Origin of the sequence: Reyranella sp. (assembly GCF_044224635.1) — a bacterium.
GTDB lineage: Bacteria > Pseudomonadota > Alphaproteobacteria > Reyranellales > Reyranellaceae > Reyranella.
The window spans coordinates 1-26,090 of record NZ_JBGAKA010000066.1; the positions used below are offsets into that span (position 1 = coordinate 1).

22 protein-coding genes and 1 pseudogene are annotated in these 26,090 nt (G+C 66.2%); 11 read left to right on the plus strand and 12 right to left on the minus strand.

Annotated features, from left to right (window positions below):
• Positions 1 to 233 precede the first annotated feature (233 nt).
• On the minus strand, positions 234 to 1,376 hold the full coding sequence (locus ACILR9_RS34565) for an amidohydrolase family protein (RefSeq protein ID WP_395714539.1): 1,143 nt from the start codon (positions 1,374 to 1,376) through the stop codon (positions 234 to 236).
• 86 nt (positions 1,377 to 1,462) lie between these two features.
• Here ACILR9_RS34565 and ACILR9_RS34570 point away from each other — a divergent pair, with 86 nt between their 5' ends.
• From ACILR9_RS34570 to ACILR9_RS34585, 4 genes and pseudogenes are all read left to right on the plus strand, one after another.
• Entirely contained in the window at positions 1,463 to 2,326 is an 864-nt protein-coding gene (locus ACILR9_RS34570) for an SDR family NAD(P)-dependent oxidoreductase (RefSeq protein WP_395714540.1), read from the plus strand.
• An 80-nt stretch (positions 2,327 to 2,406) separates the two neighbouring features.
• Positions 2,407 to 2,709: a nucleotidyltransferase family protein gene (locus tag ACILR9_RS34575; protein ID WP_395714541.1), complete on the plus strand. Its 303-nt coding sequence runs from the start codon at positions 2,407 to 2,409 to the stop codon at positions 2,707 to 2,709.
• A 124-nt stretch (positions 2,710 to 2,833) separates the two neighbouring features.
• Positions 2,834 to 3,061, plus strand: a pseudogene (locus tag ACILR9_RS34580) (DUF86 domain-containing protein); the annotation flags it as partial.
• Between the two features lie 77 nt (positions 3,062 to 3,138).
• Complete coding sequence (locus ACILR9_RS34585) at positions 3,139 to 4,785, plus strand: GMC family oxidoreductase (RefSeq protein ID WP_395714542.1); 1,647 nt, start codon at positions 3,139 to 3,141, stop codon at positions 4,783 to 4,785.
• Between the two features lie 161 nt (positions 4,786 to 4,946).
• Here ACILR9_RS34585 and ACILR9_RS34590 read toward each other — a convergent pair whose 3' ends face one another.
• The 5 genes from ACILR9_RS34590 to ACILR9_RS34610 all read right to left on the minus strand — a co-directional run bounded on the left by ACILR9_RS34590 (position 4,947) and on the right by ACILR9_RS34610 (position 9,666).
• Positions 4,947 to 5,912, minus strand: a complete 966-nt coding sequence (locus ACILR9_RS34590) for a Bug family tripartite tricarboxylate transporter substrate binding protein (RefSeq protein ID WP_395714543.1) — start codon at positions 5,910 to 5,912, stop codon at positions 4,947 to 4,949.
• A gap of 419 nt (positions 5,913 to 6,331) precedes the next feature.
• Positions 6,332 to 7,174, minus strand: coding sequence for an alpha/beta fold hydrolase (locus ACILR9_RS34595; protein WP_395714544.1), 843 nt, complete (start codon positions 7,172 to 7,174; stop codon positions 6,332 to 6,334).
• Between the two features lie 11 nt (positions 7,175 to 7,185).
• Complete coding sequence (locus tag ACILR9_RS34600) at positions 7,186 to 7,905, minus strand: SDR family NAD(P)-dependent oxidoreductase (protein WP_395714545.1); 720 nt, start codon at positions 7,903 to 7,905, stop codon at positions 7,186 to 7,188.
• On the minus strand, positions 7,902 to 8,618 hold the full coding sequence (locus ACILR9_RS34605; RefSeq protein WP_395714546.1) for an SDR family NAD(P)-dependent oxidoreductase: 717 nt from the start codon (positions 8,616 to 8,618) through the stop codon (positions 7,902 to 7,904). Before ACILR9_RS34605 ends, ACILR9_RS34600 begins: the two co-directional genes overlap by 4 nt.
• Positions 8,611 to 9,666: a TauD/TfdA family dioxygenase gene (locus ACILR9_RS34610; RefSeq protein ID WP_395714547.1), complete on the minus strand. Its 1,056-nt coding sequence runs from the start codon at positions 9,664 to 9,666 to the stop codon at positions 8,611 to 8,613. The genes ACILR9_RS34605 and ACILR9_RS34610 overlap by 8 nt, the downstream gene beginning before the upstream one ends.
• A gap of 120 nt (positions 9,667 to 9,786) precedes the next feature.
• Between ACILR9_RS34610 and ACILR9_RS34615 the strand changes: the two genes are divergently transcribed.
• Together ACILR9_RS34615 and ACILR9_RS34620 are read left to right on the plus strand one after the other, a co-directional pair.
• Positions 9,787 to 10,644, plus strand: coding sequence for an IclR family transcriptional regulator (locus tag ACILR9_RS34615; RefSeq protein WP_395714548.1), 858 nt, complete (start codon positions 9,787 to 9,789; stop codon positions 10,642 to 10,644).
• A 111-nt stretch (positions 10,645 to 10,755) separates the two neighbouring features.
• The gene (locus tag ACILR9_RS34620) at positions 10,756 to 11,709 is read left to right on the plus strand and encodes a Bug family tripartite tricarboxylate transporter substrate binding protein (RefSeq protein WP_395714549.1); all 954 of its coding nucleotides are present in this window, start codon (positions 10,756 to 10,758) and stop codon (positions 11,707 to 11,709) included.
• 231 nt (positions 11,710 to 11,940) lie between these two features.
• Here ACILR9_RS34620 and ACILR9_RS34625 read toward each other — a convergent pair whose 3' ends face one another.
• Positions 11,941 to 12,993: an amidohydrolase family protein gene (locus ACILR9_RS34625; RefSeq protein WP_395714550.1), complete on the minus strand. Its 1,053-nt coding sequence runs from the start codon at positions 12,991 to 12,993 to the stop codon at positions 11,941 to 11,943.
• 245 nt (positions 12,994 to 13,238) lie between these two features.
• Here ACILR9_RS34625 and ACILR9_RS34630 point away from each other — a divergent pair, with 245 nt between their 5' ends.
• Complete coding sequence (locus ACILR9_RS34630) at positions 13,239 to 14,801, plus strand: ABC transporter substrate-binding protein (RefSeq protein WP_395714551.1); 1,563 nt, start codon at positions 13,239 to 13,241, stop codon at positions 14,799 to 14,801.
• A gap of 399 nt (positions 14,802 to 15,200) precedes the next feature.
• Here ACILR9_RS34630 and ACILR9_RS34635 read toward each other — a convergent pair whose 3' ends face one another.
• The 3 genes from ACILR9_RS34635 to ACILR9_RS34645 form a co-directional block, all read right to left on the minus strand.
• Positions 15,201 to 16,697: a CoA-acylating methylmalonate-semialdehyde dehydrogenase gene (locus ACILR9_RS34635; RefSeq protein ID WP_395714552.1), complete on the minus strand. Its 1,497-nt coding sequence runs from the start codon at positions 16,695 to 16,697 to the stop codon at positions 15,201 to 15,203.
• A 192-nt stretch (positions 16,698 to 16,889) separates the two neighbouring features.
• Positions 16,890 to 17,174 (minus strand): hypothetical protein, encoded by a 285-nt coding sequence (locus ACILR9_RS34640; RefSeq protein WP_395714553.1) that lies wholly within the window; start codon positions 17,172 to 17,174, stop codon positions 16,890 to 16,892.
• Positions 17,175 to 17,192: 18 nt separating this feature from the next.
• Positions 17,193 to 17,552, minus strand: coding sequence for a helix-turn-helix domain-containing protein (locus ACILR9_RS34645; RefSeq protein ID WP_395714554.1), 360 nt, complete (start codon positions 17,550 to 17,552; stop codon positions 17,193 to 17,195).
• A 366-nt stretch (positions 17,553 to 17,918) separates the two neighbouring features.
• On the opposite strand from ACILR9_RS34645, the gene ACILR9_RS34650 reads away from it, so the two are divergent.
• Complete coding sequence (locus ACILR9_RS34650) at positions 17,919 to 18,332, plus strand: PIN domain-containing protein (RefSeq protein WP_395714555.1); 414 nt, start codon at positions 17,919 to 17,921, stop codon at positions 18,330 to 18,332.
• 192 nt (positions 18,333 to 18,524) lie between these two features.
• Here ACILR9_RS34650 and ACILR9_RS34655 read toward each other — a convergent pair whose 3' ends face one another.
• Positions 18,525 to 19,868, minus strand: a complete 1,344-nt coding sequence (locus ACILR9_RS34655) for a formimidoylglutamate deiminase (RefSeq protein WP_395714556.1) — start codon at positions 19,866 to 19,868, stop codon at positions 18,525 to 18,527.
• A gap of 64 nt (positions 19,869 to 19,932) precedes the next feature.
• Here ACILR9_RS34655 and ACILR9_RS34660 point away from each other — a divergent pair, with 64 nt between their 5' ends.
• The 3 genes from ACILR9_RS34660 to ACILR9_RS34670 all read left to right on the plus strand — a co-directional run bounded on the left by ACILR9_RS34660 (position 19,933) and on the right by ACILR9_RS34670 (position 23,352).
• Positions 19,933 to 20,964, plus strand: a complete 1,032-nt coding sequence (locus ACILR9_RS34660) for an amino acid ABC transporter substrate-binding protein (protein WP_395714557.1) — start codon at positions 19,933 to 19,935, stop codon at positions 20,962 to 20,964.
• Positions 20,965 to 21,133: 169 nt separating this feature from the next.
• Positions 21,134 to 22,288, plus strand: a complete 1,155-nt coding sequence (locus ACILR9_RS34665; RefSeq protein ID WP_395714558.1) for an amino acid ABC transporter permease — start codon at positions 21,134 to 21,136, stop codon at positions 22,286 to 22,288.
• Entirely contained in the window at positions 22,285 to 23,352 is a 1,068-nt protein-coding gene (locus ACILR9_RS34670; protein ID WP_395714559.1) for an amino acid ABC transporter permease, read from the plus strand. Before ACILR9_RS34665 ends, ACILR9_RS34670 begins: the two co-directional genes overlap by 4 nt.
• Before the next feature lie 339 nt (positions 23,353 to 23,691).
• Here the strand turns inward: ACILR9_RS34670 and ACILR9_RS34675 are convergent, their stop codons facing one another.
• Positions 23,692 to 25,863 carry an Ig-like domain-containing protein gene (locus ACILR9_RS34675; protein ID WP_395714560.1) on the minus strand — a complete coding sequence of 724 codons (2,172 nt, stop codon included), beginning with the start codon at positions 25,861 to 25,863 and terminating at the stop codon, positions 23,692 to 23,694.
• Positions 25,864 to 26,090: the final 227 nt, after the last annotated feature.

The window sequence follows — 26,090 nt, forward strand, 5'->3', positions numbered from 1 at the left end:
GCCCGCTCATGAACGTGGGCGGGCGAGACGCCCGCGGTCCAGAAGAGCATGAAGGCAAAGGTCCCTCGCTGCGCTCGGGATGACATCATGTGCTCGCGGCGCGCGCCTCAGTAGGGTTGTCATCCCGAGCGCAGCGAGAGGGACCTTTCTCATCATCAGCGTGAATTGGCGCAAACAAAATGGCCGAGCCTGTCGCCAGGCCCGGCCATTTCGGTTCCGCGATTGCGGCAGATCTAGTTGATCAGCCCGTAGAACTTGCCGGCGTTGGTGCAGGTGATCATCTTGGTGACCTCCGGCGACACCTCGGCGAACTGCTCCTTGATGTACTGGTCGGAGTTTGGCCACACGCCATCGCCGTGCGGGTAGTCGGAGCCCCACATCAGGCTTTCCGCGCCCATGTCGTCGATCAGCTTGGCGCCGATGCGGTCGAACTGGAAGGTCGCCTTGCACTGGCGCCGCCAGTAGTCGGACGGCTTCATCTTGAGGCCGAGATCGGTGAAGCGGTCCTCCCATTCGAAGTCCATGCGGTCGAGCGCATAGGGGATCCAGCCGCAGCCGCTCTCGCCGAAGGCGATGCGGATGTTCGGGAAGCGCTCGAGCACATTGGCGCCCATGATCGCCGCCAGGATGTTCACCAGGTTCATCTGGAAGCCCGAGACGACGGTGAAGAACACCGAGCGGCCGACCCGGCCGCCGTGCTTCTCGATGGTGTTCGGCGGCACGGTCGGGAAGGTGTGGAAGTGCAGCGGCAGCTGAACGTCATTGACCGCCTTCCACAGCGGATCCCACATCGGATGCCACATCGGCTCCATGTCCCACGAGCAGGAAAGCTCGAGGCCGCGCAGGCCGAGCTTGGCGACGCGATGGATCTCCTTCACCGCAGCGTCGATGTCGCCGTAGGGCAGGCAGGCCAGACCGATGTGGCGATCGGGGTAATGGCTGCAGAAGTCCTTCAGCCAGTCGTTGTAGATGCGCAGCATCTCGTTCGAGGCGTCGCGGTCGTTGAGCCGGCTCGAGGCACCCAGGATGCCGTAGATCACCTCGGCATCGACGCCGTCGCGATCGAGATCCTTGATCCGCAGGTGCGGGTCGGAGACCCGGCGGATGTCCTTGGCGCCGTCTTCATAGAGACCGGTCCCGGCCATGACGTCGACGCGGTGATGCTTGCCCTTGACGTACTTGGAGCCGGCCGGGCCGACGCCGTTCTTGTAGCCGAAGCTGGCGCCGTTCTTGGCCGTCCATTTCGGGCCATCGTCGGTCTCGACCACGAAGGGCATGCGGTCCTTCATCTCGCTCGACGCCATCGACGTGAACAGGTCGGGCGGCATCCAGGGCATGTCGAGATGGCAATCGGCGGAAATGCGCTTGTATTGCATGGCTTCGCTCCCGTATTGCCCGAATAGTGCGCGCCCACCGGGCGGTCCGGCAAGGGCCGGGTTTCGACAGTCAAGGGGAGGCAGCCATGGCCGAAACGCAGGGCGCCCGCCTGAAAGGGCGGGTGGCCATCGTCACCGGGGCGAGCCGCGGCATCGGCCAGGCGATTGCCGAGCTGATGGCGCACGAGGGCGCCCGGGTGGTGTGCGTCGCCCGGACGGCGAACGAGGGCGACCATCAGCTGGCGGGGTCACTGGCCAGCACCGTCGCGGCGATCAGGTCGGCGGGCGGGGAGGCGACGGCGGTCGCGGCCGACATCTCGACCGAAGCCGAGTGCCTGCGGCTGGTCGAGGCGGCGCGGGCGGCCTACGGCCGGGTCGACACGCTGGTGAACAATGCCGCCCTCAACTACTACATCCCGACTACCGACTATCCGACCAACCGCTGGATCAAGGCATTCGCCATCAACGTCCATGCTCCCTTCATCCTGTCGAAGGCCGTGCTGCCCGACATGATCGCGGCCGGGCGCGGGGCCATCGTCAACATCTCCTCCGGTTCGGCGATCGGCCCGGGACGCGGCCCCTACGCCGACCAGACGGTGCGCGGCGGCGTCATGTACGGCGCCAGCAAGGCCGCCCTCGAGCGCTTCACCCAGGGCCTGGCGCAGGAGGTGGCGCACCATGGCGGCATCGCCGTGAGCTGCGTATCGCCCTCCCAGGTCGTGCCGACGGCGGGTACCGTCTATCACAAGCTGGTCAAGAGCCTGGACGATCCCAACGGCGAGCCGCCGTCGATGATGGCCAATGCAGCCCTGCTGCTGGCCAGCGAGCCGGCCGAAAAGGTGAATGGGCGCGTGACCTACAGCCAGCAGATCCTGAAGGAGTTCGGCTGGATCGAGACCGGCACGGGTCGTGGCGTCGATACGCGCGGCTCGGGTTATTCGCAGATTTGAGGGGTGAGGAGGCCGCGCCGCAACGCCGAGGCGATGGCATTCAGCATGTGGCATACTGATAAGCGCACTGGACGCATATCATGGACACCCTTCATCTGGCTCCGCGGGAAGCATTGACCGAGCTCTGCCGGCGTTGGCGGATATCGGAGCTTGCCGTCTTCGGGTCGGTGGCGCGCGGTTCGGCCCGGTTGGACAGCGACGTCGATTTACTGGTCACGTTTCGGCCGGACGCACCCTGGAGCACGCTTGATCTCGTGGATCTGCGTGAGGAACTGGTGAATCTGTTCGGGCGGAACGTCGATCTCATCGAGGAGAAGGCGATCCGCAATCCCTGGCGCAAGGCATCGATCCTGCGCGACAAGTCGGTCCTTTATGCCATCTGACGAACGCGACAGGGCGTTGCTCTACGACATGCTCGACGCGGCAAGTCATCTGCGCCGCATGTGGGAGGGGCGCTCGATCGACGATCTGCTGAATGATCGAACAATGCAGTGAGCGACAGACCGAGGCTTCAATATCCTCGGGGAGGCGGCCCGCAGGATATCCGATGGAACCAAGGCTGCTTGTCCAGGCATCGAGTGGCGACGAATCATCGGCCTTCGCGACATCGTCGTGCACGATTACGACGAAGTGGACTACGCGAGGCATTGGCGCGTGATCCAGGAGGACGTGCCGAAGCTGATCGGTGAGCTGGAAAAACTGGGCGTCTCACTTCGCGCCGGTCCTTGGAGCTAACGACCTCCCCGCCGACGCGTGATTGTCATTGTAGGCTCCTGCCAGTGCGTCGCATCATCCGGGTCGAGGAGCATTCAATGGCGGCTGAAGCCGAAACTCGTCTCGAAGGGGACTTCGACTACATCGTGATCGGGGCGGGGTCGGCCGGCTGCGTGGTCGCCAACCGGCTGTCGGCCGATGCGCGATCGCGCGTGCTGGTGCTGGAAGCCGGCGGCCGCGACAACTGGATCTGGTTCCACATCCCGGTTGGCTACCTGTTCGCCATCGGCAACCCGCGCTCGGACTGGATGTTCGAGACCGAGAAGGAGCCGGGGCTGAACGGCCGCAGCCTGAAGTACCCGCGCGGCAAGGTGATCGGCGGCTGCTCGGCGATCAACGCCATGATCTCGATGCGCGGCCAGGCGCAGGATTACGATCACTGGCGCCAGCTCGGCCTGCCCGGTTGGGGCTGGGACGATGTGCGGGCCGCCTTCAAGCGGCTCGACAACCACTTCCTCGGCGACACCGAGCATCACGGCGCGGGTGGGGAATGGCGGGTCGAGGAGCCGCGCGTGCGCTGGGCGGTGCTCGATGCCGTCGCCCGGGCGGCGACCGAGATGGGCATCCCGCGCACATCAGACTTCAATACCGGCGACAATACCGGCGTCGGCTATTTCCACGTCAACCAGAAGCGCGGCGTGCGCTGGTCGGCGGCGCGGGCGTTCCTGAAGCCGGTGCTCGGCCGGCCCAACCTGCGGCTCGAGACCGGCGTGCTGGTGGACCAGCTGGTGTTCGAGGGCAGGCGCGCCGTCGGCGTCAAATTCCGCCGGAACGGCCGCCTCGTCGAGGCGCGGACCAAAGGCGAGGTCATCCTGTCGGCTGGCGCCATCGGTTCGCCGCAGATCCTGCAGCTGTCGGGCGTCGGGCCGGCCGACCGGCTGGCCGAGCTCGGCATCCCGCTGGTCTGCGACAAGCCCGGGGTCGGCAACAACCTGCAGGATCATCTGCAGCAGCGCGCGATCTACAAGGTGCATGGCGTCAAGACGCTGAACGAGACCTATCACTCGCTGATCGGCCGCGGCCTGATGGGGGCGGAGTACGCCCTGTTCCAGACCGGTCCGCTCACCATGGCGCCCTCCCAGCTCGGCATCTTCACGACCTCCTCGCCCGAGCACGAGCGGCCGAACATCCAGTTCCATGTGCAGCCGCTGTCGCTCGACAAGTTCGGCGATCCCCTGCATCAGTTTCCGGCAGTCACGGTGAGCGCCTGCAACCTGCGGCCGACCTCGCGCGGCACGGTGCGCCTGCGCTCGCGCGATCCGTCGGCCAAGCCGGTGATCGCGCCCGACTATCTCGCGACCTACGAGGACCGCCGCGTTGCCGCCGACGCGATCCGCGTTACCCGCCGCCTGATGCAGCAGCATGCCCTGCAGGCCTATCGGCCGGAAGAGTTCCTGCCCGGCCCTGGTGTCGGCGATGACGATGCGGCGCTGGCCAAGGCGGCCGGCGACATCGGCACCACCATCTTCCATCCCGTCGGCACGGCCAAGATGGGCATCGCCTCGGACCCGATGGCCGTGGTCGACGCCCGGCTGCGGGTCACCGGGCTGGAGGGCCTGCGCGTGATCGACGCCTCCGTGATGCCGACGATCACCTCCGGCAACACCAACACGCCCACCATCATGATCGCGGAAAAGGCGGCGGCGATGGTCGTCGAGGATGGGCGGGCCAAAGTGGCGGCTTGAACGTCCTTTCTGTCGTCCTGAACGAAGTGAAGGACCTCATCGCGGTATGCTACAGCGTACTTTGGACCTTCTGGCGATGAGATCCTTCGCTTACGGCGCGGTAAACCGCGCCTTACTCAGGATGACAAGAGAAAGACCAGTTCGTTCGATGGGTATGAGCCCTACTCGAGCTTGATCCCGGCCTTCTGGATGGTCTGCGTCCACTCCGCCACCAGCTTCGCAAGCTGGGCCGTATGGTCGGCCGGCGAATTGGCGATGATCTCGAAGCCGAGCTCTTGCAGCTGGGCGATGATCTTGGGGTCCTTGAGCGCCCTCACGAAATGCTCGTTCAGAACCTTCAGCATTTCGGCCGGCGTGCCGGCGGGCGCGTAGAGGCCCCAGTAGCTTTCGGCATTGACGCCCGGCAGCCCGGCCTCGGCGAAGGTCGGCACGGTCGGCATGGCGGGCGAGCGCTTGTTGGCGCTCATCGCCACGGCGCGCAGCTTGCCCTGCTCGACGAACTGGCGCGACGAGCTGATGCCGCCGAACATCATCTGCACGGCGCCGGCCATCAGGTCATTCAAGGCCGGTGCCGTGCCCTTGTACGGCACGTGCACGATGTCGATGCCCGCCACCTGCCTGAACAGCTCGCCGGCGAGGTGGGGCGCGCTGCCGTTGCCGCCGGAGCCGAAATTGAGCGTGCCGGGCTTCGCCTTGGCGAGCGCCACCAGGGCCTGCAGATCGGCTGCCGGCACCGAGGGATGCAGCAGCAGCGGCACCGGACCGCTCGCCATCATCGTGATGCCGGTCAGCTTCTTCAGCGTGTCGTAGGGCAGCTTGGACCCGAACAGGCCGGGATTGACCAGCAGCGCGCTGTCGGTGGCGAGGATCGTGTAGCCGTCCGGCGCGGCATCGGTGACGATCTGGGTGCCGATCTGGGAGGCCCCGCCCGGCTTGTTCTCGATCACGAGCTGCTGGCCGAGCGTGCGCGAGACCTCGGGTGTCAGGACGCGCACCAGGATGTCGGTGCCGCCGCCCGGCTGGTAGGGGATGACGATGCGGACCGACCGGGCCGGGAAGGGCTGCGCCTGGAGGTCGAAGGCGAGAAGACTGACGGACAGGGCGAGAAGAAAGAGCAATCGGCGCATCAGCGGCTCCAGGTCACTGCAGGGTATTCGAACGTGCCATTTTCTTCGTCATCCCGAGCGGAGACTTCCGCTTAGGGCCTGTCACGAAACAAGCGCTTCATTTCCACGAGAGATGAGTGCATCCAACAAGGTGTCATCCCGAGCACAGCGAGGGACCTCTAAAAGGCAGCAGGAAAGGTCCCCCCGGGGTGCTCGGGATGACAGCATCCTTGTCGCGCACACCACGCGTCAGCAATCGGAATCTGAAGCACTTATTTTGTCACGGCCCCTTAGGTGCTGTTTACAGCGCCATTGGCGGCACAGTCGAGGGACCTTGTCTTGGCTCATGCGGACAACAAGAAAGGTCCCTCCACGACGCTTCGCTGCGCTCAGCGCCGGTCGGGATGACAGTATTTTTGTCATAGGCGACTGCGCCGGGTTCAATGCGGCTGCGCGACGTGCAGCGGCGGCGAGGGCTGGCCGAAGCGCCAGCGCAGGAAGGCCAGCACGTCCTCGGCGCAACGCTCGGGGGCGGCCTCGCCGATATTGTGCGGCAGGCCCTCGTAGGCGATCAGCTGCACGTCGGGAATGCGCTCGCGCATGACATCGTAGTTCCTGATCGAGCCCACCGTCTCGGCGCCTGGTATCACCAGCAGCGTGGGGCACTTGATGGCGGCGAGCCTGTCGCTCCAGTCCTGTGACGCCATGTGGCTGACGAAGCGGCCGATATAGGCCGGGTCGCATTCGGCGGCGCGGGCGACGAACCATTCGATCTTGCGCGGATCGGTCCCCGGCACGAAGCGGTCGGCGATGGTGTCCATCAGGAACTTCCGGATGCCGTCCTTGGCGATGCGCGGCACCCAGGTCGCGGCCTGGCTGTTGCGCAGGCCCGGGGTCGAGCCGAACAGGATCAGGCTCTTCACCCGATCGGGATGGACCATGGCGAGGTTCTGGCCGACATAGCCGCCGGCCGAGTTGCCGACGATATGGGCGTTCTCCACGCCGAGCGAGTCCATCAGCTCCAGCGTGTCCTTCATCAGCCGGTCGATGCCGAACGGGCTGTCGGCGGGCGGCGTCGCCGAATGGCCGTGACCACGCAGGTCGGGCCGCAGCACGCGGTAATGGCGCGACAGCATCGGCACCCAGGCATAGAAGCGCTCGGCGCAGCCCATGGCGGCGTGCAGCATCAGCAGCGTCGGCGCATTGGCCCACGGGTCGGTGTTGTCGTCCAAGTAGTAGGCAAGCTTCAGCCCGTCGCTGGCGGTGAAGAAGTGCGGTGTCATCGCCTCGTGCCTCATTCAAGAACCGCGCCGACCGAGAGGCCGCCGCAGATGTGGACGATCTGGCCGGTCATGTAGGCCGCGTCGTCGGACAGCAGGAACGCCACGACCTTGGCCACGTCGTCGGGCGTGCCCAGCCGATTCATGGGGATGGCGCCGACCAGCTTCTGCGTGAGCGGCGAGTCGGGCGGATTGGCGCCGCGGAACAGCTCGGTGTCGATCATCCCGGGGGCCACCGCGTTGACCGCGATGCTGCGGCCGGCGAGCTCGAGCGCCCAGGTCCGCGTCAGGGCGTGCATGCCGCCCTTGGTCGCGCTGTAGACCGTGCGCAGCTCCTTACCCAAAGCCGCGCGGCTGCCCATGTTGACGACCCGGCCGAAGCCCGCCTCGGTCATCGCCGGCAGCACCGCCTGCAGGCAGAGCAGGGCGGCGCGCAGATTGAGCGCGATCGATGCCTCGGCGAGGTCATCGCCCAGCTCGGCCAGCGGCACCGCCGACGACATGCCGACATTGTTGACCAGCCGCGTGAAGCGATGGCGGGCGCAGATTTCGGCGAGGCAGGCGCGGGTCGCCGAGAGGTCACGAAGGTCTACTGGCACGAACTCGGCGGGCGAGGCCTCGCCGGGTAGCGCGATGTCGAGATTGACCACGTGATAGTCGCCGGCCAACCGCTCGGCGATGGCGGCGCCGATGCCGCGGCTGGCGCCGGTGACGAGGACGGCGTCGCGGCTCATGCGGCGGGCTGCAGGCCGAGCGTCTGGCCGCCGCAGACATGCAGCATCTGGCCGGTGATGAAGCCGGAGCGCGCGTCGAGGAAGAAGCTCACCGCCTGGGCCACGTCGTCGGCGACGGCGAGGCGCTTCATCGGAATGGCCGCGAGCACGTTCGCTACGATCGCGGGCGAATTGTTGCGCCGGAACGTTTCCGTGTCGACCGGACCGGGGCCGATCGCATTGGCCGTGATGCCGTCGGCGGCGAATTCCAGCGCCCAGGTACGGGTCATGGCAAGAAGCCCGCCCTTGGTCATGGAATAGATGGTGCGGTTGGGCCGACCCTGCACCGCCCGGCTGCTGATGTTGACGATGCGGCCGAAGCCGGCGGCGCGCATCGCCGGCAAGGCAGCCTGCGTGGCCAGGATTGCGCCGCCGAGATTGACGCCGACCACTTCGTCGAACTCCTCGGCGGTGACCTGCTCGACCGGCCTTGCCCGAACGATGCCGGCATTGTTGACGACCCGCGTCAGCGAGAATTCTTCCGCAAGCTTGGCCAGCGCCGCGCGTGCGCCGGCTTTGTCCGAAAGATCGATTTGGCGGAAGTGTCCCGGCGACTCGGCCGGCGGCTCGGCGATGTCGACATTGACCACCGTATGGCCTTCGTCGGCGAGGCGCCGCACGATGGCGCGGCCGATGCCATTGCTGCCGCCGGTGACGAGGGTCGCCTCAGGCATGCGCGGTTGCCCTGGCCTCTACGGTCTGGATCTTCCCCGCCTGAGTCCGTCCGGTCTGCGCACCGGTGATGTAGCCGGCGGCCATCGCCGGATCGATCGGCCGCGATCCCGGCACGTTGACCCAGAAGCGATAGAGCAGGCGCTTGTGCGCCGCGTCGGCGCCATCGACGAAGGCGGTGCGCCAATGCAGCACCGTGTAATTGTTCAGGATCTGCAGGTCGCCGGGGCGGAAATCCATCTCCAGCCGCAGATCGTCGCGATGGGCGAGGGCCACGATGTGGTCGACCGCCGCCATCTCGTGCGCCGGCACACCGGTGGGCATGCGGCGCTGCGCGTCCTTGATGGTGCTGGCGTTGAACACGCTGCTGACCACGCCGTCGCGGCAGCGATAGATCGGGATCGGCTGTGGCGTGACCCCGTGGGGGCTGTCCTTCGACGCGTCGCCGCGCAGGTCGTGATGGAAGCCGCGATACAGCACGTCGAGATAATCGGGACGGTGCACCAGGATCTCGTTGTAGATGGCCAGCGAGCTGGCGATGCGACTGAGCCCGCCCGACTCCGGCCGGCGTACGCACAGCAGCGCCACCATGTCGGCCGGGTCGCTGTGCGGGCGCTGCTCGGCATTGGTCTGCGACGGCTTGACGTTCAGCGCATTGACGTCGAGGCCGCGGTCGCTGATCTCGGCCATCAGGTCGCCGGCGAGGTTCTGGGTCACCGGCGTGCCGAGCCGCAGGCCGATGCCCCAGTAGAGCGTGCGTATGGCCTCGAGGTCGCGCCCTTCGACCGGCAGGCCACGCAGCAGCACGAAGCCGCGGCCGGACAGCACGTCGTCGCGGCAGCGCCGCAGGATCGCCTCGACCGTCGGCAGCGGAAAATCGTCGGCAGTGAACCCGCCGGCGCGCAAGCCGCGGCGCTGCACGCCGGTCAGGGCCTGCTCGATCTCGGCGATCTCGGTCGGCCCGAGCTCGACACGCCAGGCCGGATCGTCCGCCACGTCGATGCCGCGCCAGGCTGAGGGATGCTCGATCGGTGTCCGGCGGATCTCCATCGCACGACTCCTTGCCCCTTCATGATGGGGCCTTCACGCTGAGGGCCACTTCAAGCTGGCAAAAATACGGAGCGGCCGGATATTCTGTCAAAAGGAAAGGGCATTCTGCTGTAGGCAACGGTGCAATGGAAGGCCGTCACGATGGGCAAGGCCATGACGTCGGTGGAGCGGGCGCTCGCGGTGCTCGCGGCCTTCCAGGCCAACGACACGTCCCTGTCGCTGGCCGACCTGGCGGAGCGCACGCACTTCTACAAGAGCACCATTCTGCGGCTGGCGCGCTCGCTGCAGAACGCGCACTTCCTGGTGCGGCTGGAGAGCGGCCGCTATCAGCTCGGCTCGGCCGTCGTGCGGCTGGGCGAGATCTGCAAGCGCGGCACGACGCTCGATGGCCTGATCATGCCGGTGCTGCGCGAGCTGATGGTGCGGACCGGCGAAAGCGCCACGCTTTATGTGCGCAAGGGCGAGCACCGCTTCTGCCTGCGCCGCGTCGATTCGCAACGCACGCTGCGCGATCACATCCGCGAGGGCGACCTGATTCCGCTGACGGTCGGCGCACCCGGCCGCGTGTTCCTGCATTTCGATTCGGGGCTCTCGCGCAACATGAGGCGCGGCGCGGTGCCAGCCGCCATCCGCACCAGCCCGGCGCTTCCGTTGCCCATCGTCACCCGCGGCGAGTACGACCCGGAGCTGGCGGCGATCGCCTGCGCGGTGTTCGGCCCCGAGGATGAGCTTCTGGGCGTCGTCTCGCTGTCCGGCCCGATCACCCGCTTCCGCAAGCGCGAGGCGCACAAGATGGGCGCGGTCCTTCTCGAGGCCTGCCGCGGGCTGACCGCCCGGCTCGGCGGCGATCTCACCCACTATGCCGCCCGCAAACCAGAAGGGCATTCGCACAGGAGCGCTCTCTCATTTTCCTCCCCAACTCTGTTGGGGAGGTGTCGCCGTCTTCGGCGACGGAGGGGTCATGAGCAGCAGGACTGAGGCTCATGACCCCTCCGCCCCGTATGACGGGGCACCTCCCCAGCGAAGCTGGGGAGGAGCGTGAAAGGCGCGCCCATATGCGAATGCCCTGCGCAAACCAGGAGCCAGTTCATGAGATGGATCGCCGTTGTTCTCGGCCTGCTCGTCGCCGTGCCGTTGGCGGCCCAGGACTATCCATCGCGCCCCGTGAAGATCGTGGTCTCCTATGCACCGGGCGGTTCCAACGACGTGGTGGCCCGCGTGATCGCGCCCGAATTGCAGAAGGAGCTGGGCCAATCCTTCGTGGTCGAGAATCGCGCCGGCGCCAGCGGCACGATCGGCGCCGACATGGTCGCCAAGTCGCCGCCCGACGGCTACACGCTGTTCATGGGCGCGGGCGCCCATGCGCTGGCGCCCAGCCTGTTCAAGAAAATGCCCTACGACCTCGTCAAGGACTTCGCGCCAGTGAGCCTCGCCGCCACCAGCGCCTACGTGCTGGTGGTCAATCCTGCCGTGCCGGCCAGCACCCTGCCGGAGCTGATCGCGCTCCTGAAGGCAAAGCCCGGCCAGCTCAACTACGCATCCGCCGGCAAGGGCACGCCGCTTCACCTGGCTGCCGAGCTCTTCAAGTCGAAGACCGGCACCGACATCGTGCACGTACCCTACGGCGGCGACACGCCGGCGCTGAACGATCTGCTCGCCGGCAACGTCGAGCTCCCCTTCATGTCGGTGGCCTCGACCGCGCCTCAGATCCGCGCCGGCAAGCTGCGCGCCCTCGCCGTGACCAGCACCCGCCGCAGCGAGGCTCTGCCGGACCTGCCGACCCTGCATGAGCTCGGCATCGACGGCTACGATGTCGGCACGTGGTGGGGCCTGCTGGCGCCCGCCGGCACGCCCGACGCCATCGTCGGCAAGCTCAACGCGGCGATGCGCAAGGCAGTGGCCCAGCGCGAGGTCAAGGAACGCTTCGCCCCGCTCGGCCTCGACCCGATGAGCGATTCGCCGTCCGAATTCGCCGCCTTCATCAAGGCCGAGGTGGCGCGCTACGCCGCCATCGCCAAGATCGCCGGCATCGAGCCGGAGTAGGCTCACGAGGAAAGGTCCCTCGCTGCGCTCGGGATGACACCAATACTGTTGGTTGGCACATCGATATTGTCATCCCGAGCGCAGCGAGGGACCTTTCTGCTGTGTCTGAGCCCTGACCCTCCGTTCCGTTAAACGGAGGTCATGGGCTGGGAGCGCGCCACTCCTGTGGCGCTCTTCTTGCTGATCACACATCCCATGAGCGCCACAGAGTGGCGCGCTCCCGGCAAAGAGTCAGAGCTTCAGCCGATAGACCCTCGCCGCCGTCCCATGGAACAGGTCGGCCTTCTCAGGCGCGCTGGCGCCCTTGGTGAGCAGCTTGCAGGTGTTCCAGAACACGCCGTAGCCGTACGAGCCCTTGTCCACCGGGAAGTTGCTCTCGAACATGGCGCGGTTGGCGCCGAAGGCATTGATGCAGGTCTCGACATAGGGCCGCCAGGCGCTGGCCAGCTGCTCGGAGCTCGGCGGCAGCTCGCCTTCGTGGACGTCGAAGCCGAACACCTTCATGCCCAGCCCGCCCAGCTTGACGTGCACGTTGGGGCACGCCGCCAGCTCTTGGATCTTCTTGCTCCAGTCGGAAAAGACGGCATCGCGTTTGCCCGTGTAGCGGCCGAGCCCGATCGGGCCGCCGACGTGATTGAGCACGATCGGCGTCTGCGGGAAGGCGCGCGCCAGGTCGACGAGGTCGCCGAGCTGCGGGTGATACATGAAGGCATCGAAGGTGAGGCCTCGCGGCGCGAGCTGCGCGAAACCTTCGCGGACCTTCGGATTGAGAAGCAGGCCCCGCGGGCGGATCGCCGTTGCGCCCCAATGCGGCTGATCCGGATCGCTGGCCGAGATGAAGCGGATGCCGCGGAAGCGGCTGCCGCCGGCGGCGATCATGGCATCGAGGACATCGCCAACGCGCGCGCCGATGCCGAGATCGGCGTGGCCGACGATGCCGGCCGAGACGCGCGGCTTGCCGTAGCTGCCGCTGGCGCACATCGCCCCGACGCCGTTGGCGAACTCGATCTCGCCGACCGGGCGCATTTCTTCTGGACCGTCGAGGCGATACATCGACAGCCATTCCAGATACACCGTGGCGACGACGTTGTGGCCGCCGCCGTTGATGTCGTCGAGCAGGTCGGGCAGCAGGTAACGCCCGCTCTCCGGCCGGTCGATCAGGTGATGATGCGGATCGACGATCGGCAAATCGGGCTCGATGGCCGGCTCGCGACGCCGGTTGAGCCAATCCGGGCGCACCGTGAGATGCGAGCTGATGGCGGTTGGCGATGTCGTCGACGGCATTGTTTCCTCCTGTGAATTGACCGGAGCGCTCCATTCTCATGGGGACCTCGGGCGCCCCGACCGCGCGAGCGCATGAGCGGACGGAGCGCCCGAGGTCGATATGAGAATGCCCACTCAGGAAGCAGGCGGCGAGACTGCGCCACGACGCGCCGCCATTCCAGAGCGTTGCACGCGCTCGACGAGCACCCTTGCCAAAAGCCGTCGCACCGTTTCACGATGCGGGCTCGGGGATAAGGGAGGCGTCGTTGAGCAACAGGATACTGGCATTACTCGTCGCCGGCGCGCTCGGCATGGCCGGGACGGCCGAGGCGCAGACGACGTTGAGGGTGGTCAACCATTCGGATCTGAAGATCCTCGATCCGATCTGGACCACGGCCTACATCGTGCGCAACCACGGCTACATGATCTACGACACGCTGTTCGCGCTGGACGGCAATCTCGAGGTCAAGCCGCAGATGGTCGACAAGTGGACGACCTCGGACGACAAGCTCACCTGGACCTTCACCTTGCGCGACGGTCTCGAGTTCACCGACGGTCAGCCGGTCACGTCGGACGACGTCGTGCCGTCGGTCAAGCGCTGGGCGGTGCGCGATCCCCTGGGGCAATTGCTGTGGACCAAGGTCACCGAGATCAAGGCGCTCGATCCCAAGACCTTCCAGATCCAGCTCAAGGCGCCGACCGGCATCATGCTGCAGGCGCTGGGCAAGCCATCGGGCAATCCCTTCATCATGCCCAAGCGTGTCGCCGAGACCGACCCGTTCAAGCAGATCGACGACTACACCGGCTCCGGTCCGTTCATCTTCGTCAAGAATGAATGGAAGCCCGGCGACAAGACGGTCTACGTCAAGAATCCCAAGTACAAGCCACGCGCCGAGCCGGCGTCGGGTTTGGCTGGCGGCAAGATCGCCAAGGTCGACCGCGTCGAATGGGTCGCCATCGCCGACCAGCAGACGGCCGTCAACGCGCTGATCAAGGGCGAGATCGACATGATCGAATCGCCGCAGCACGATCTGTTCAAGGTCATGACGGCCGATCCCAACGTCAAGCTGGTCAACCTCAACAAGTGGGGCAACCAGTACATCTTCCGCTTCAACCAGCTGTTCAAGCCGTTCGACAATCCGAAGATCCGCCAGGCCGCGCTCTATGCCTTCAACCAGAAGGACTTTCTCGACGGCGTGATCGGCGATCCCAAGTGGTACAAGACCTGCAAGGCCATGTTCATGTGCGACACGCCCTATGCCAGCTTCAAGGGCTTCGAGGACAAGTTCGACTCGAACTTCAATAAGGCCAGGGAGCTCCTGAAGGAGGGCGGCTACGACGGCACGCCGGTGGTGCTGATGCACTCGACCGACCTCTACGTGCTCGCCAATCTCGCGCCGGTCGCCAAGCAGCTGCTCGAGCGCGCCGGCATGAAGGTCGACATGCAGTCGATGGACTGGCAGACGCTGGTGAGCCGCCGCGCCCGCAAGGATGCGCCCGACAAGGGCGGCTGGAACGCCTTCCTGACCTCGTCGGCGTCGGTCGACATCGTCGATCCGCTGGCCAACACCTACATAAACGCGATCGGCGAGAATGCCTGGTTCGGCTGGCCGAGCGACGAGACCCTGGTCAAGCTGCGCGCCGCCTTCGCTGACGAGACCGACGCCGCCAAGCGCAAGGACCTGGCCGTCGCCATGCAGGAGCGCGTGGCCGCCAATCCGACCCACGCCTTCCTCGGCCAATGGTACGCCCCGGTGGCGTTGCGCAAGAACATCAACGGCAGCCTCGAATCGCCGGTGACGATCTTCTGGAACATCGAGAAGAAGTGACGGACGAATCTTCCCCAGCGCATCGCTGGGGAGGTGTCCGCGAAGCGGACGGAGGGGGCATTGCTGGAGCGCGCCACTCATAGGCGCATCTTCCCCTCGTTGCAGGAAGAAGAGCGTCATGAAGAGCTTGTGAATTTGTTGCCGATGTCGCTTTCGAACGGAAGTGGCAAAAAATAAAGGTCCCTCGCTGCGCTCGGGATGACAGCTTTGCCCGCTGTGGCAACAACAATGGTGTCATCCCGAGCGCAGCGAGGACCTTTCCTTTCCCGGATTTGCGGCCAAAGTCGATGCCGCCGATAAATTCACGCGCTCGGAGTGGCCGCTCGCGGCGGTGACTCATGACCCCTCCGTCGCCGATGACGGCGACACCTCCCCAGCGGAGCTGGGGAGGCGGATGAGCTAGTTCCTCGCCTGGAAATGGAACTCCGCCCCGGATCGGATGCCGGTCGGCCACCGCGCGGTGATGGTCTTGAGCTTGGTGTAGAAGCGCACGCCTTCCATGCCGTAGATGCCGTGGTCGCCGAAGATCGAGGCTTTCCAGCCGCCGAAGCTGTGATAGGCGACCGGCACCGGGATCGGCACGTTGATGCCGACCATGCCGATCTTGACGCCGTTGGCGAAGGCGCGGGCGGCATCGCCGTCGCGGGTGAAGATCGCCGTGCCGTTGCCGTAGGCATGGTCGTTCACCAGCCCGACGGCCTCGTCGAAGCTCTTCGAGCGCACCACCGACAGGACCGGTCCGAAGATCTCGTCCTTGTAGATCTGCATGTCGGGCTTGACGTTGTCGAACAGGCAGCCGCCCATGAAGTTGCCGTTCTCGTAGCCTTGAAGCTTGAGGCTGCGGCCGTCGACCACCAGCCTGGCGCCTTCCTTCACGCCGAGATCGACGTAGCCCATCACCTTGTCGCGGTGCTGGCGGGTCACCAGCGGGCCCATCTCGGATGCCGGGTCGAGGCCGGGCCCGACCTTGAGCGCCGACACGCGCGGCGCCAGCTTGTCGATCAGGCGGTCGGCCACGTCACCGACCGCCACGGCGACCGAGATCGCCATGCAGCGTTCGCCCGCCGCGCCGTAGCCGGCGCCGATCAGCGCATCGGTCGCCTGGTCGAGGTCGGCGTCGGGCATGATCACCATGTGGTTCTTGGCGCCGCACAGCGCCTGGACGCGTTTGTTGCGCTGGGTGCCCTGGTGATAGACGTACTCGCCGATCGCGGTCGAGCCGACGAACGAGATTGCCGGCACGTCGGGGTGCTCAAGCAGGGCATCGACCGCGACCTTGTCGCCGTTCAGAACCTGGAAGATGCCGGCTGGCGCGCCGGCCTCGGCGAACAGCTCGGCCAGCAGCATCGGCGCGCTCGGGTCCTTCTCCGACGGCTTCAGGATGAAGGCATTGCCGCAGGCTACCGCCATGGCGCCCATCCAGCACGGGATCATGATCGGGAAATTGAACGGCGTGATGCCAGCCACCACGCCGACCGGCTGGCGGATCGACCAGCTGTCCATCTCGGTGGCGACCTGCTCGGTGAAGTCGCCGCGCATGTGATGGGCGATGCCGCAGGAGAACTCGACGACCTCGAGGCCGCGCCCGACCTCGCCCTTGGCGTCGTCGAAGGTCTTGCCGTGCTCGAGAGTCATCAGGCGGGCGAGATCGTCGGCGCGCTTCTCGACCAGGCTCTTGAGATTGAACATGACGCGCTGGCGGCGCAGCGGCGGCGTCGCCGCCCAGGCGAGCTGCGCCTTCTTCGCGAGCTGCACGGCGGCATCGATCTCGCCGGTGGAGGCGAAGGCCACCCGCGCGGTCACCTCGCCGGTCGCCGGATTGGTGACCTCGCCGCTGCGGCCGCTGGTGCCCGCCACGCGCTTGTTCTCGATGTAGTGCCCGATCTCGGCGACCATGATTGCATCCTCCACTGGAGCTGGTCGCGTTCTAGCAGGATGGCCCGGCAGAGGCGACCCCGCGCGTCATCTGAGCAGGTTTACAGCCTTGTCGAGACCGGCCTGGGCGCAGGCTTCGTACTTGTCGCCGCTCGCCCTGCAATGATTGGAGGCCGCGGCGGCGGCGGCGCCAACTACGGGGCTGTCCCAGTTTCAATTTCTGACTTCGATCCAACCCATCTCGTCCTTGAACAGGGCGAAGCAGGTGACACAAACCCAATCATAGCCGGCGCCCTTCTCATAGTTAGAGGTGGTGGCATAGCCTTCTTGCTCGATGAGTTCCGGCTCTGAAGCATTCTCGGCAAATTTTGCCCAGCATCCTGCGCAGTGATCGTGATCCCAGTCCGGGTGATTGGTCTTGTAGAGCGTTCTCTGGAAGCGGGCCCCACGAAGAAACGGTTGAGTCCGGAGGTGTTCCAGCCGCCAATCACCTTCCATTTGTGGTGCGATTTCTTATCAGCGCTGTTTCGTACCAAACGCGTAGCCGCCTGCCTCTTCGCTGCGCTCGGTCAGACGGTTCAATGCTGTTGTTCGCTTGGCGTCGCGCACGGCCTTGAACGCCGCGACATCAGCCGCTCGCAGGCGGCGATGGCTTCCGACTTTCATTGCAGCCAACTCGCCAGCGTCAACCATTCGAACAAGATACTGACGGGAGACGTTCAAGAAATCTGCCGCCGTCTGAGTGGACAACATTTCCTCTTCGGGCAGGACTGCAACCGGCCGTCCTTCCGCGAGGAGCTCGGCTGCGCGGTACATGACGTTCGCCAACGTGGCCGACAACTCAAGTCGCTGACCTTTCGCATTGACGACCTGCACCCTGCGGCCTCCTTTGGTAGAAGTCGGCGACAGGAGTGACGCAATGCGGGCAGCCGCCACCCGTTCGACGGTTGAAATGGCTTCTGGTGACAGAGGCAGTTTTTTGCCTGAGCGGGACGAGGTGGACATGAAAGTAATATGGTGCACAAACGCTATAAACGTAACTACTGCCCCTCCCGACCTGCCCTCTGCTGAGGTACGACGGTCCACCGACCAGCACACCATACTGCGAGCTGTCGGTCTCGCCTAAGTCCAAGATCGGCTTGCATTTTCTGGCAAACATCCCGCGGAGAAGGCGTCTGGGCTAGCATTCGTGACGATCGGCCGGGATCATCACACCCCGAGTCGCTGGGAGAATTGTTCCTGATGCTGCCTGCCGTCCTCGACGCCAATGTCCTGTTTCCAATGGTGCTGCGCGACACCCTACTGCGTGCGGCTGCTGCCGACTGCTTTCGCATCCACTGGTCGTCGCGGATACTCGACGAAGTCACGCGCAACCTGATCGACGAGTACGGCATGGGGAAAGCCAAGGCCTCGACGTTGCGCAGGTTGATGGAAAAGGCCTTTCCAGACGCGAATGTCGAGGGTTGGGAAGAGTTCGAACCCAAGATGCGCAATCATCCCAAAGACCGCCATGTCGCAGCGGTAGCGGCGTCGATTGGGGCAAGCGTCATTGTGACCTCGAATGTTCGCGACTTCACGGATCTTCCGGTCGGCATTATCGCCATCACCCCTGACCAGTTTCTCACGGAACTGCTGATGCCCGGCCGGCCGAATTGATGGGTGCGCTTGAAATCCAGGCTGCAGCCTATCGTCGGCCACCCCTGTCCGTCGCCGAGTTGATCCAACAGCTCGCTGCGGTTGCCCCCAGGTTTGCAGTGCAGGCATCGGCTCTGGTCGCGTCTGCTGGTGAGGGAATCGCATCGCCGCCAAGAACTGACTAAACGCTCCTGAGGACCCGCAAGTGCCGTGTCACGCGAGCGCCGCCACGGTCTTGGCGTAGCGCCGGGCGATTGCGTCTCGGGCGATGTGACGGCCATCCCGCACGACGACCCGGCCGCGACGGTACACGGACTTGATCGCCGCATTGTCGGCGGCGAACAGCCAGCCGTCGAGGAGGCTGTCGTCGCGCGCGGCGACCAGGGAGGGATGGTGCTGGTCGAGGACGACCAGATCGGCGCGCTTGCCGTTCGCGATGCCGCCCAGCCTCTCCTCGCCGGTTGCCCGGGCGCCGCCGGCCAGGGCGGCCTCGAACAGGCGGCGGCCAGTCGAGCGCGCCGGCTCGGCCAGCACGTTGCGCTGGCGGTGCATCAGCCGCTGCCCGTACTCCAGGGTGCGCAACTCGTCGGCGGCGGAGATGCGGATCAGCGAATCCGAGCCGACGCCGAGCCGGCCGCCCCGGGCGAGAAAGGCGGGGACGTCGAACAGGCCGTCGCCGAGATTGGCTTCGGTGATCGGGCACAGCCCCGCCACCGCGCTGGCCTCCGCCATGCGCCCGAGCTCGGCGGCATCGGCATGCGTGGCATGGACCAGGCACCAGCGCCCGGCATCGCTCCCGATCGTGTCGAGCAGCAGGTCGACCGGTCGCCTGTTGTGCGCGGCCAGGCAGTCCGCGACCTCGCGCTCCTGCTCGGCGACGTGGATGTGCGCCGGCCGGTCGGGCCAGGTGCGCGCGGCCCAGCCCAGGTCGCCCAGGGTGACGGCGCGCAGCGAATGCGGGGCGATGCCGGTGGCGCCGCCGGGCACCTCGGTTTCCATCAGCCGGGCATAGGCATCGCGGTCGCACAGGAAGCGGCGCTGCGCCGGTGTGGCCGGCTTGCCCAGGAATCCGCCCTGGCGGTAGAGCACCGGCAGCAGCGTCAGGCCGATGCCAGCCGCCTCGGCGGCCGCGACGATGCGCTGCGACATCTCGTTCGGCGTATCGTAGGGCCGCCCGTCGGGCTGGTGATGCAGGTAGTGGAATTCTGCAACCTGCGTGAATCCCGCCTCGAGCATCTCCATGTAGGCGAAGGCCGCGATCGCCTCCAGGTCGTCCGGGCCGAGCCGGTCGACGAAGTGGTACATCGCCTCGCGCCAGGTCCAGAAGGAATCGGCCTCGTTGCCGCGGCGGCGCTCGGTGAGGCCCGCCATGGCGCGCTGGAAGGCATGGCTGTGCAGATTGGGGAGGCCGGGCAGGGCGATGCCGGAAACGCGCTCGGCCGTCCCGTCGCCGGGCTCCTCGACACTCGTGATGACACCATGGTCGATGCCGACCACGACGTCCTGCCGCCAGCCGTCCGGCATCAGCGCCGTTTCGAGGTGCAATTTGCTCGCCATGGCCGGGGTAGTTACGCTATCCGACAGGTACTCGCACTGCATGTCTTCGAGGGGAGCTCTGGCGATGAGATTCGTCTGCCGCGCGGCCGCTGCCGCAGCCTTTATTGTTGGTTCCGCCGCGTCGGCCCAGCAGCTCGCGCCCAGCCCGACGCTCGACGCCATCAAGGCGCGCGGCCACATCGAATGCGGCGTCCATCTCGGCCTGCCGGGCTTCTCCTTCGCCAACGACAAGGGCGAATGGAGCGGCCTCGATGTCGACTATTGCAAGTCGCTGGCCGCCGCCGTGCTGGGCGACGCCGGCAAGGTGAAGTTCACCCCGACCTCGGTGCAGCAGCGCTGGCCGGTGCTGCAGTCCGGCCAGGTCGACCTGCTGTCGCGCAACACCACCATCACCTTCTCGCGCAACGCGACGCTGGGCGTGAACTTCCAGGGCATCAATTTCTACGAGGGCCAGACATTCGTGGTGCGCACCAAGGCCAAGGTGGCGGCGGTCAAGGACCTGGCCGACGCCACGATCTGCGTCGCCGCCGGCTCGACCGAGGAGAAGAACGCCGCCGACTGGTTCCGCGAGCGCAACCTCAAGGTCACCATCATCAACTTCCAGAAGAACGACGACGCCATATCGGCCTACGACCAGGGCCGCTGCGATGCCTACACGGCGGGGATCGGTGCGCTGGCCGGCCAGCGCATCAAGTTCAAGACCCCGGACGAGCACCAGATCCTGACCGAGATCATCTCCAACGATCCGCAGGGGCCGGTGACGCGCTGGGGCGACGAGCGCTGGCAGCTCGTCGTGCGCTGGGTGCTGAACGGCACGATCGCCGCCGAGGCGCTGGGCGTCACCTCCAAGAACGTCGAGGAGATGAAGGCCAAGTCGGCCAACGCCGAGGTCCGCCGCCTGCTCGGCGCGGAAGGCAAGTTCGGCGCGATGATGGGCCTTTCCGACGACTGGATGTTCAACGCCATCAAGCAGGTCGGCAATTACGGCGAGAGCTACGAGCGCACCGTCGGCATGGGCTCGCCGCTCAAGCTGAAGCGCGGCGCCAACGAGCTGTGGACCAAGGGCGGCCTGCTCTATTCCCCGCCGTTCCAGTGAGGCACCCATTTCCCTCCCCAAGCGTAGCTTGGGGAGGTGTCGCCGTCTTCGGCGACGGAGGGGTCATGAGCCCCAGTCCCGCTGCTCATGACCCCTCCGCCCCGTATGACGGGGCACCTCCCCAGCGAAGCTGGGGAGGAGAGTCAAAGGTGCGCCGAACGGCTCCGCCATGATCCGTTTCCTGCGCGACCGCAAGGTGCGCGACGTCCTGTGGCAGATCATCGCCGCGGTCGGGCTGGTCGTGGTCGTCGTCTACTTCGTGCGCAATGCCGCCGACAACATGGTGAAGGCCGGCATCGCCTCGGGCTTCCAGTTCCTGTGGCGCGATTCCGGCATCGAGGTGCCGTTCCAGATCACCGGCTACAAGCCCAGCATGTCCATCCTGGCGCTGCTTTGGACAGGCATCGTCAACACCCTGCTGGTCTCCGTCGCGGCCATCGTGATTGCGACGGCGGTGGGTTTTGCCGTCGGCCTGATGCGGCTGTCGCGCAACTGGCTGCTGTCGACCCTGGCGGCGATCTACGTCGAGTTCGTGCGCAACATCCCGCTGCTGTTCTTCGTGCTGTTCTGGTACTTCGGCGTGCTGGCGGCGCTGCCGGCGCCGCGCGACAGCCTCGACTTTTTCGGCGTCGCCTTTCTCAATCGCCGCGGCCTGTCCATTCCGATACCCAACGAGGTCACGGGCTTTCATCTCGCCCTGCTGGCGACCGTTCTCCTGATCGTCGCGCAGGTCGTCCTGGCGCGCTGGGCGCGGGCCCACCAGGCGCGCACCGGCCGCGACTTCCCGACCTGGCTGGTGGGCTTCGGGCTGTGCGTCGCCCTGCCGCTCGCCGGCTTCATATGGGCAGGCGCCGCCACGAGCTGGGACGTTCCCGTCATGCGCGGCTTCAACTATCGCGGCGGCTTCGTGCTGATACCGGAGTTCGTGGCGCTGCTCATGGCCCTGTCGACCTATACCGCGGGCTTCATCGCCGAGGTCGTGCGCGGCGGCATCCTGTCGGTGCGCCAGGGCCAGATCGACGCCGGCCGCGCGCTCGGCCTCACCCCTGGCCGGGTCATCCGTCTGGTCGTGATCCCGCAGGCCATGCCGGTGATCATCCCGCCGCTGACCAGCCAGTACCTCAACCTGATCAAGAACTCCTCGTTCGGCGCGGCGATCGCCTATCCCGAGGTGGTCGCGGTGTTCATGGGCTCGGCGCTGGTCGCCACCGGCCAGGCGATCGAGATCATCGCCATCACCTTGGGCCTCTATCTCGTGCTCGGCCTCGCCGTGTCGCTGTTCATGAACTGGTACAACGCCCGCCATCGCCTGGTGACGCGATGAAGGCCGTCCGCGCGATACCCGGCTGGCTCGAGGCGCTCCGGCAGCGGTTGTTCGCCAGCCCGGTCGACATCGCCGTGTCGCTGCTCTGTCTCTACGTCGTCTGGCGCATCTCGCTGCCTCTGGTCGACTGGTTGCTGGTCGAGGCCAACTGGCGCGGCACCACGCGGGACGACTGCACGAGCGCCGGCGCCTGCTGGGTGTTCATCCGCGCGCGCTTCTCGCAGTTCATGTACGGCCAGTATCCCGTCCCCGAGCGCTGGCGCGTCGATCTCCTCGGTCTGCTGACCCTGGCGGTCATCCTCGCCCTGTCGTGGCGGCGCCTGCCGCGGCGCCGCGAGGCTGCCATCGCCGCGCTGGTCGTCCTGCCGCCGCTCGGCATCTGGCTGCTCTACGGCGGCCTCGGCCTCAACGTCGTCGAGACGCGCGAATGGGGCGGGCTGATGCTGACGCTCTTTCTCGCGATCTATGCCGGCCTGATCGCGATCCCGCTCGGCATCCTGCTGGCGCTCGGCCGGCAATCCCGCCTGCCGGTGATCCGCTTCGCCTCGATCGTGTTCATCGAGTTCTGGCGCGGCGTGCCGATCATCGCGGTGATCTTCCTGGCCTCGCTCCTGCTGCCGCTGATCATGCCGAGCGGGGTCAATGTCGATCGGCTGGCGCGCGCGGTCATCGGGCTCGCCTTCGTCATCGCGGCCTACATGGCCGAGGCGGTGCGCGGCGGCCTGCAGGCGCTGCCCGAGGGCCAGGTCGAGGCCGCCCAGGCGCTCGGCCTGGGCTACTGGCGCATCACCCGCCTGATCGTGCTGCCGCAGGCCTTGCGCATCGCCCTGCCGGCCATGACCAACGAGTTCATCGCTCTGTTCAAGAACACGACGCTGGTGCTGATCGTCTCGATCTTCGACCTGCTCGGCATCGCGCAGGCGGCGCTCGCCGATCCTGCCTGGGTCGGCATGAACATGGAGGCCTACGTCTTCGCCGGCGCCATCTACTGGTTCACCTGCTTCGGCCTCTCGCAATGGAGCCGGTCGCGCGAGAAGCGCCTGCAGGCGGCGCACGGGCGCTGACCGTGCGCCGGCTCGTCGTCATGCTCGTCGCGACCTTTCTGCTCGCCGTCGGGCGGGCAGCGGCGCAGCGCGCGCCCCGGACGCCCGACGCCATCGAGCAGGCCTGACGAGGCTGGATGGGCAAATCCGACAAGAGGTCGGGCGGCCTGACGCACGGCGAGATCGATCGGGCGCTGGGCGATGCAGCACGCTCGGTCGCCGACTGGCGGTGACGTTGGCAGCCGTGGCCGAAGCAGCCAGGCTCATGGCCGGGAGCGCCCGACTTGCTCCCGCCGCTCGCCAATCATGCAGGTCGGTCGACAGCCGGCTCCCTAACGCACTTGCGCGCGCCTGGCTGTCTCAGGCGCCGAACACCAGCGCCTCTGCCTGCTTGATGCCGGTCAGCACGGTTTCCGGCGCGGCCGTTACCCCCTGTAGCAGGGCAGCGGCGGAGGCGATGTCGCCCAGAGGCGTGTCGTTGACGAACTGGTCGTTGACGTAGGTCAAGCTCACGCTGACCTTGTTCATCAGCACGGTGATGTCGTGGCTGGCCACCGAATCCTGGGCACCGCCGATGATATCGACAACCTTCGAGCCCACCGACTGGCCCGCCGTCACGGCTTGCCGGATCTGGCCCGTCCAGTACGCCTGACCACCGGTATCGGCTCCGCGGTCGAAGAGGTTGCGGTAGACGGCATCGATGAAGGCGCCGATCTGGGCGTCAGTTGCGCCCTGCGGATGGTCGAGCAGGGCGAAGTGGGCCTTGGCCTCGGCGCTGCCGCCGATTGCGCCCGCGATGTTGCGAAGCGCCGCACTTGCACCCTGCGTGAACAGGCCGGTGTGGTATTCGTTGATCCAGAACTGGAAGCCGTGCAGGTCGGCGGCGCGGCCGAGCAGGCCGATATAGAGCGTGGCGATCTGCTCTTCGGCCGCGAGCGACGATAGCGCCAGCGTGGGCGTCGCACCGGCCGTGACGGGCGCGATGTACAGCGTGACCTCGCCCTGGCCGACCTGCCCCTCGGCACTCGTCGCCTGGTAGGTGAAGTTGTCGTGGCCGGAATAGCCGGTCGTCGGCGTGTAGGTGAAGGAGCCGTCGGCCTTCAACTGGAGCTCGCCGTGGCTCGGGCCCGTCACCACGGCGGCGAGCAGCTCCGTATCGGAGTCGTCGTTGACGAGCACGCTTGCCGCCGCGCTCGTCGTCAGCGCTTGGTTCGGACGCACGACATAGGCATCGGCGTGGACGACGAGTTCCGATCCGGCGGCGCCCGCCGAGACGCCGGGCGGGATCAGCGTAAGAACACCTCCGAGGCCCACCGCATACAGGCCGTCGCTGAAAGAGACGAATTCGACGGTGGACAGGAAATCCTGGCCGTCGCTCATGGCGCCCGTCGACTTGTCGGTGATGACCGTGACGCCCTGCGAGCTGCCGTCATGGACCGGGATGAACGAGACGTCGTACCGGGAGCGCGGGCCGGAATAGATTGCCGTGTCGTCGCCGGCGCCGCCGTCGAGCCCGTCGATTCCCGTGCCGCCGATCAGGATGTCGTCGCCTCCCATGCCCCACAAATCATCTCCGCCGCCGCGGCCGCTCAGCGCGTCGTTGCCCTCGGTGCCGTTCATTTCGTCGAGCTGATCGGTGCCGGTCTGGCTGGCCAGTCGTTGCACGACGATCGACGACACTTCGAAGTTGTACGTCTTGTTCTCTGCGGCCGTTGCGGCAGGCTGCATGGTGGGGTCGCTGAACTTGACATCGATCAGACCCGGGAGGTCGCCATATACCCCGCTTGTCGGCGGTGCCCACAGATTGATGTGAAATTCCTGCTTGAACTGCGGCACATGCTCCATGTCGCTGCGCACCATCTGGCCGTCGACATACCAGAGCACGGCGTCGGCCAGCCATTCGATGCGGTAGGTATGAAAATCGGCGACGCCGCCGGGCATGGGGATCAGCTTGGGGTGACCAGGACCTTGTGGGTCCTGGGCATACGGGTTGGTGCTGACGTAATCACGTGCGCTCGTGAAGATCTCGAAATCGAGCTCGTCATGAATGTTGCGATCCGCCTGCGGCGGAAACGTCTGATAGGTGAAGAAGCCGGCGACCAGGCCGCCCTGCTGGGGCTGGAACCGGTACACGCCTTCGAACGAAACGCCGCCGGTGGCGTCGGGCACCCAAGAATCTCTGGTGATCGCCTCCGACCCCAGGAACGAGTTGGGCTGGCCCGGTGCGTTGCCGGCGACAAAGGTGTCCAGCGTGATGTTCGCGATGCCGTTGTAGGCCTTCGGCAACTCCTGCCGCATCTGGGTCTGCCCGAGATAGGACGGGTTGTTGGCCGGCTGCCAGCGGTTGAAATCCCATTTGGTATCCTCGAGCGTGCCGTTGACCGAGAAATCGTCCTGAAAGACGATGCTGCCGTCGATTGTCATCGCGAAGCCCCTCAATTCGGCGCAGGATGAATTTTCCCAAGCGCACCGCACATACTCGCGGGTAGTGAGCAAATGTGATGCAAACCTGACGCATGCATCAAGCCGCATGTCCGCATAGCTGGAGGCACTGGAAGCTGATCACAGGTCGTCCATCGAGGACGCCGCCACCAGCGCAGGTTGACGAGATCGCCAAGGATGCGGTGTTCCGGATAGAGTTGCGTGAGCCAAATGGTCTGACCGCGGCTATACAACTCCTGGATGAATTCTAGCGTGTCGAAGCCGGCATCCTCTAAGAGGTTGCGGCCGGCGCGTTTGATGTAGAGTTCCGTTTTGCC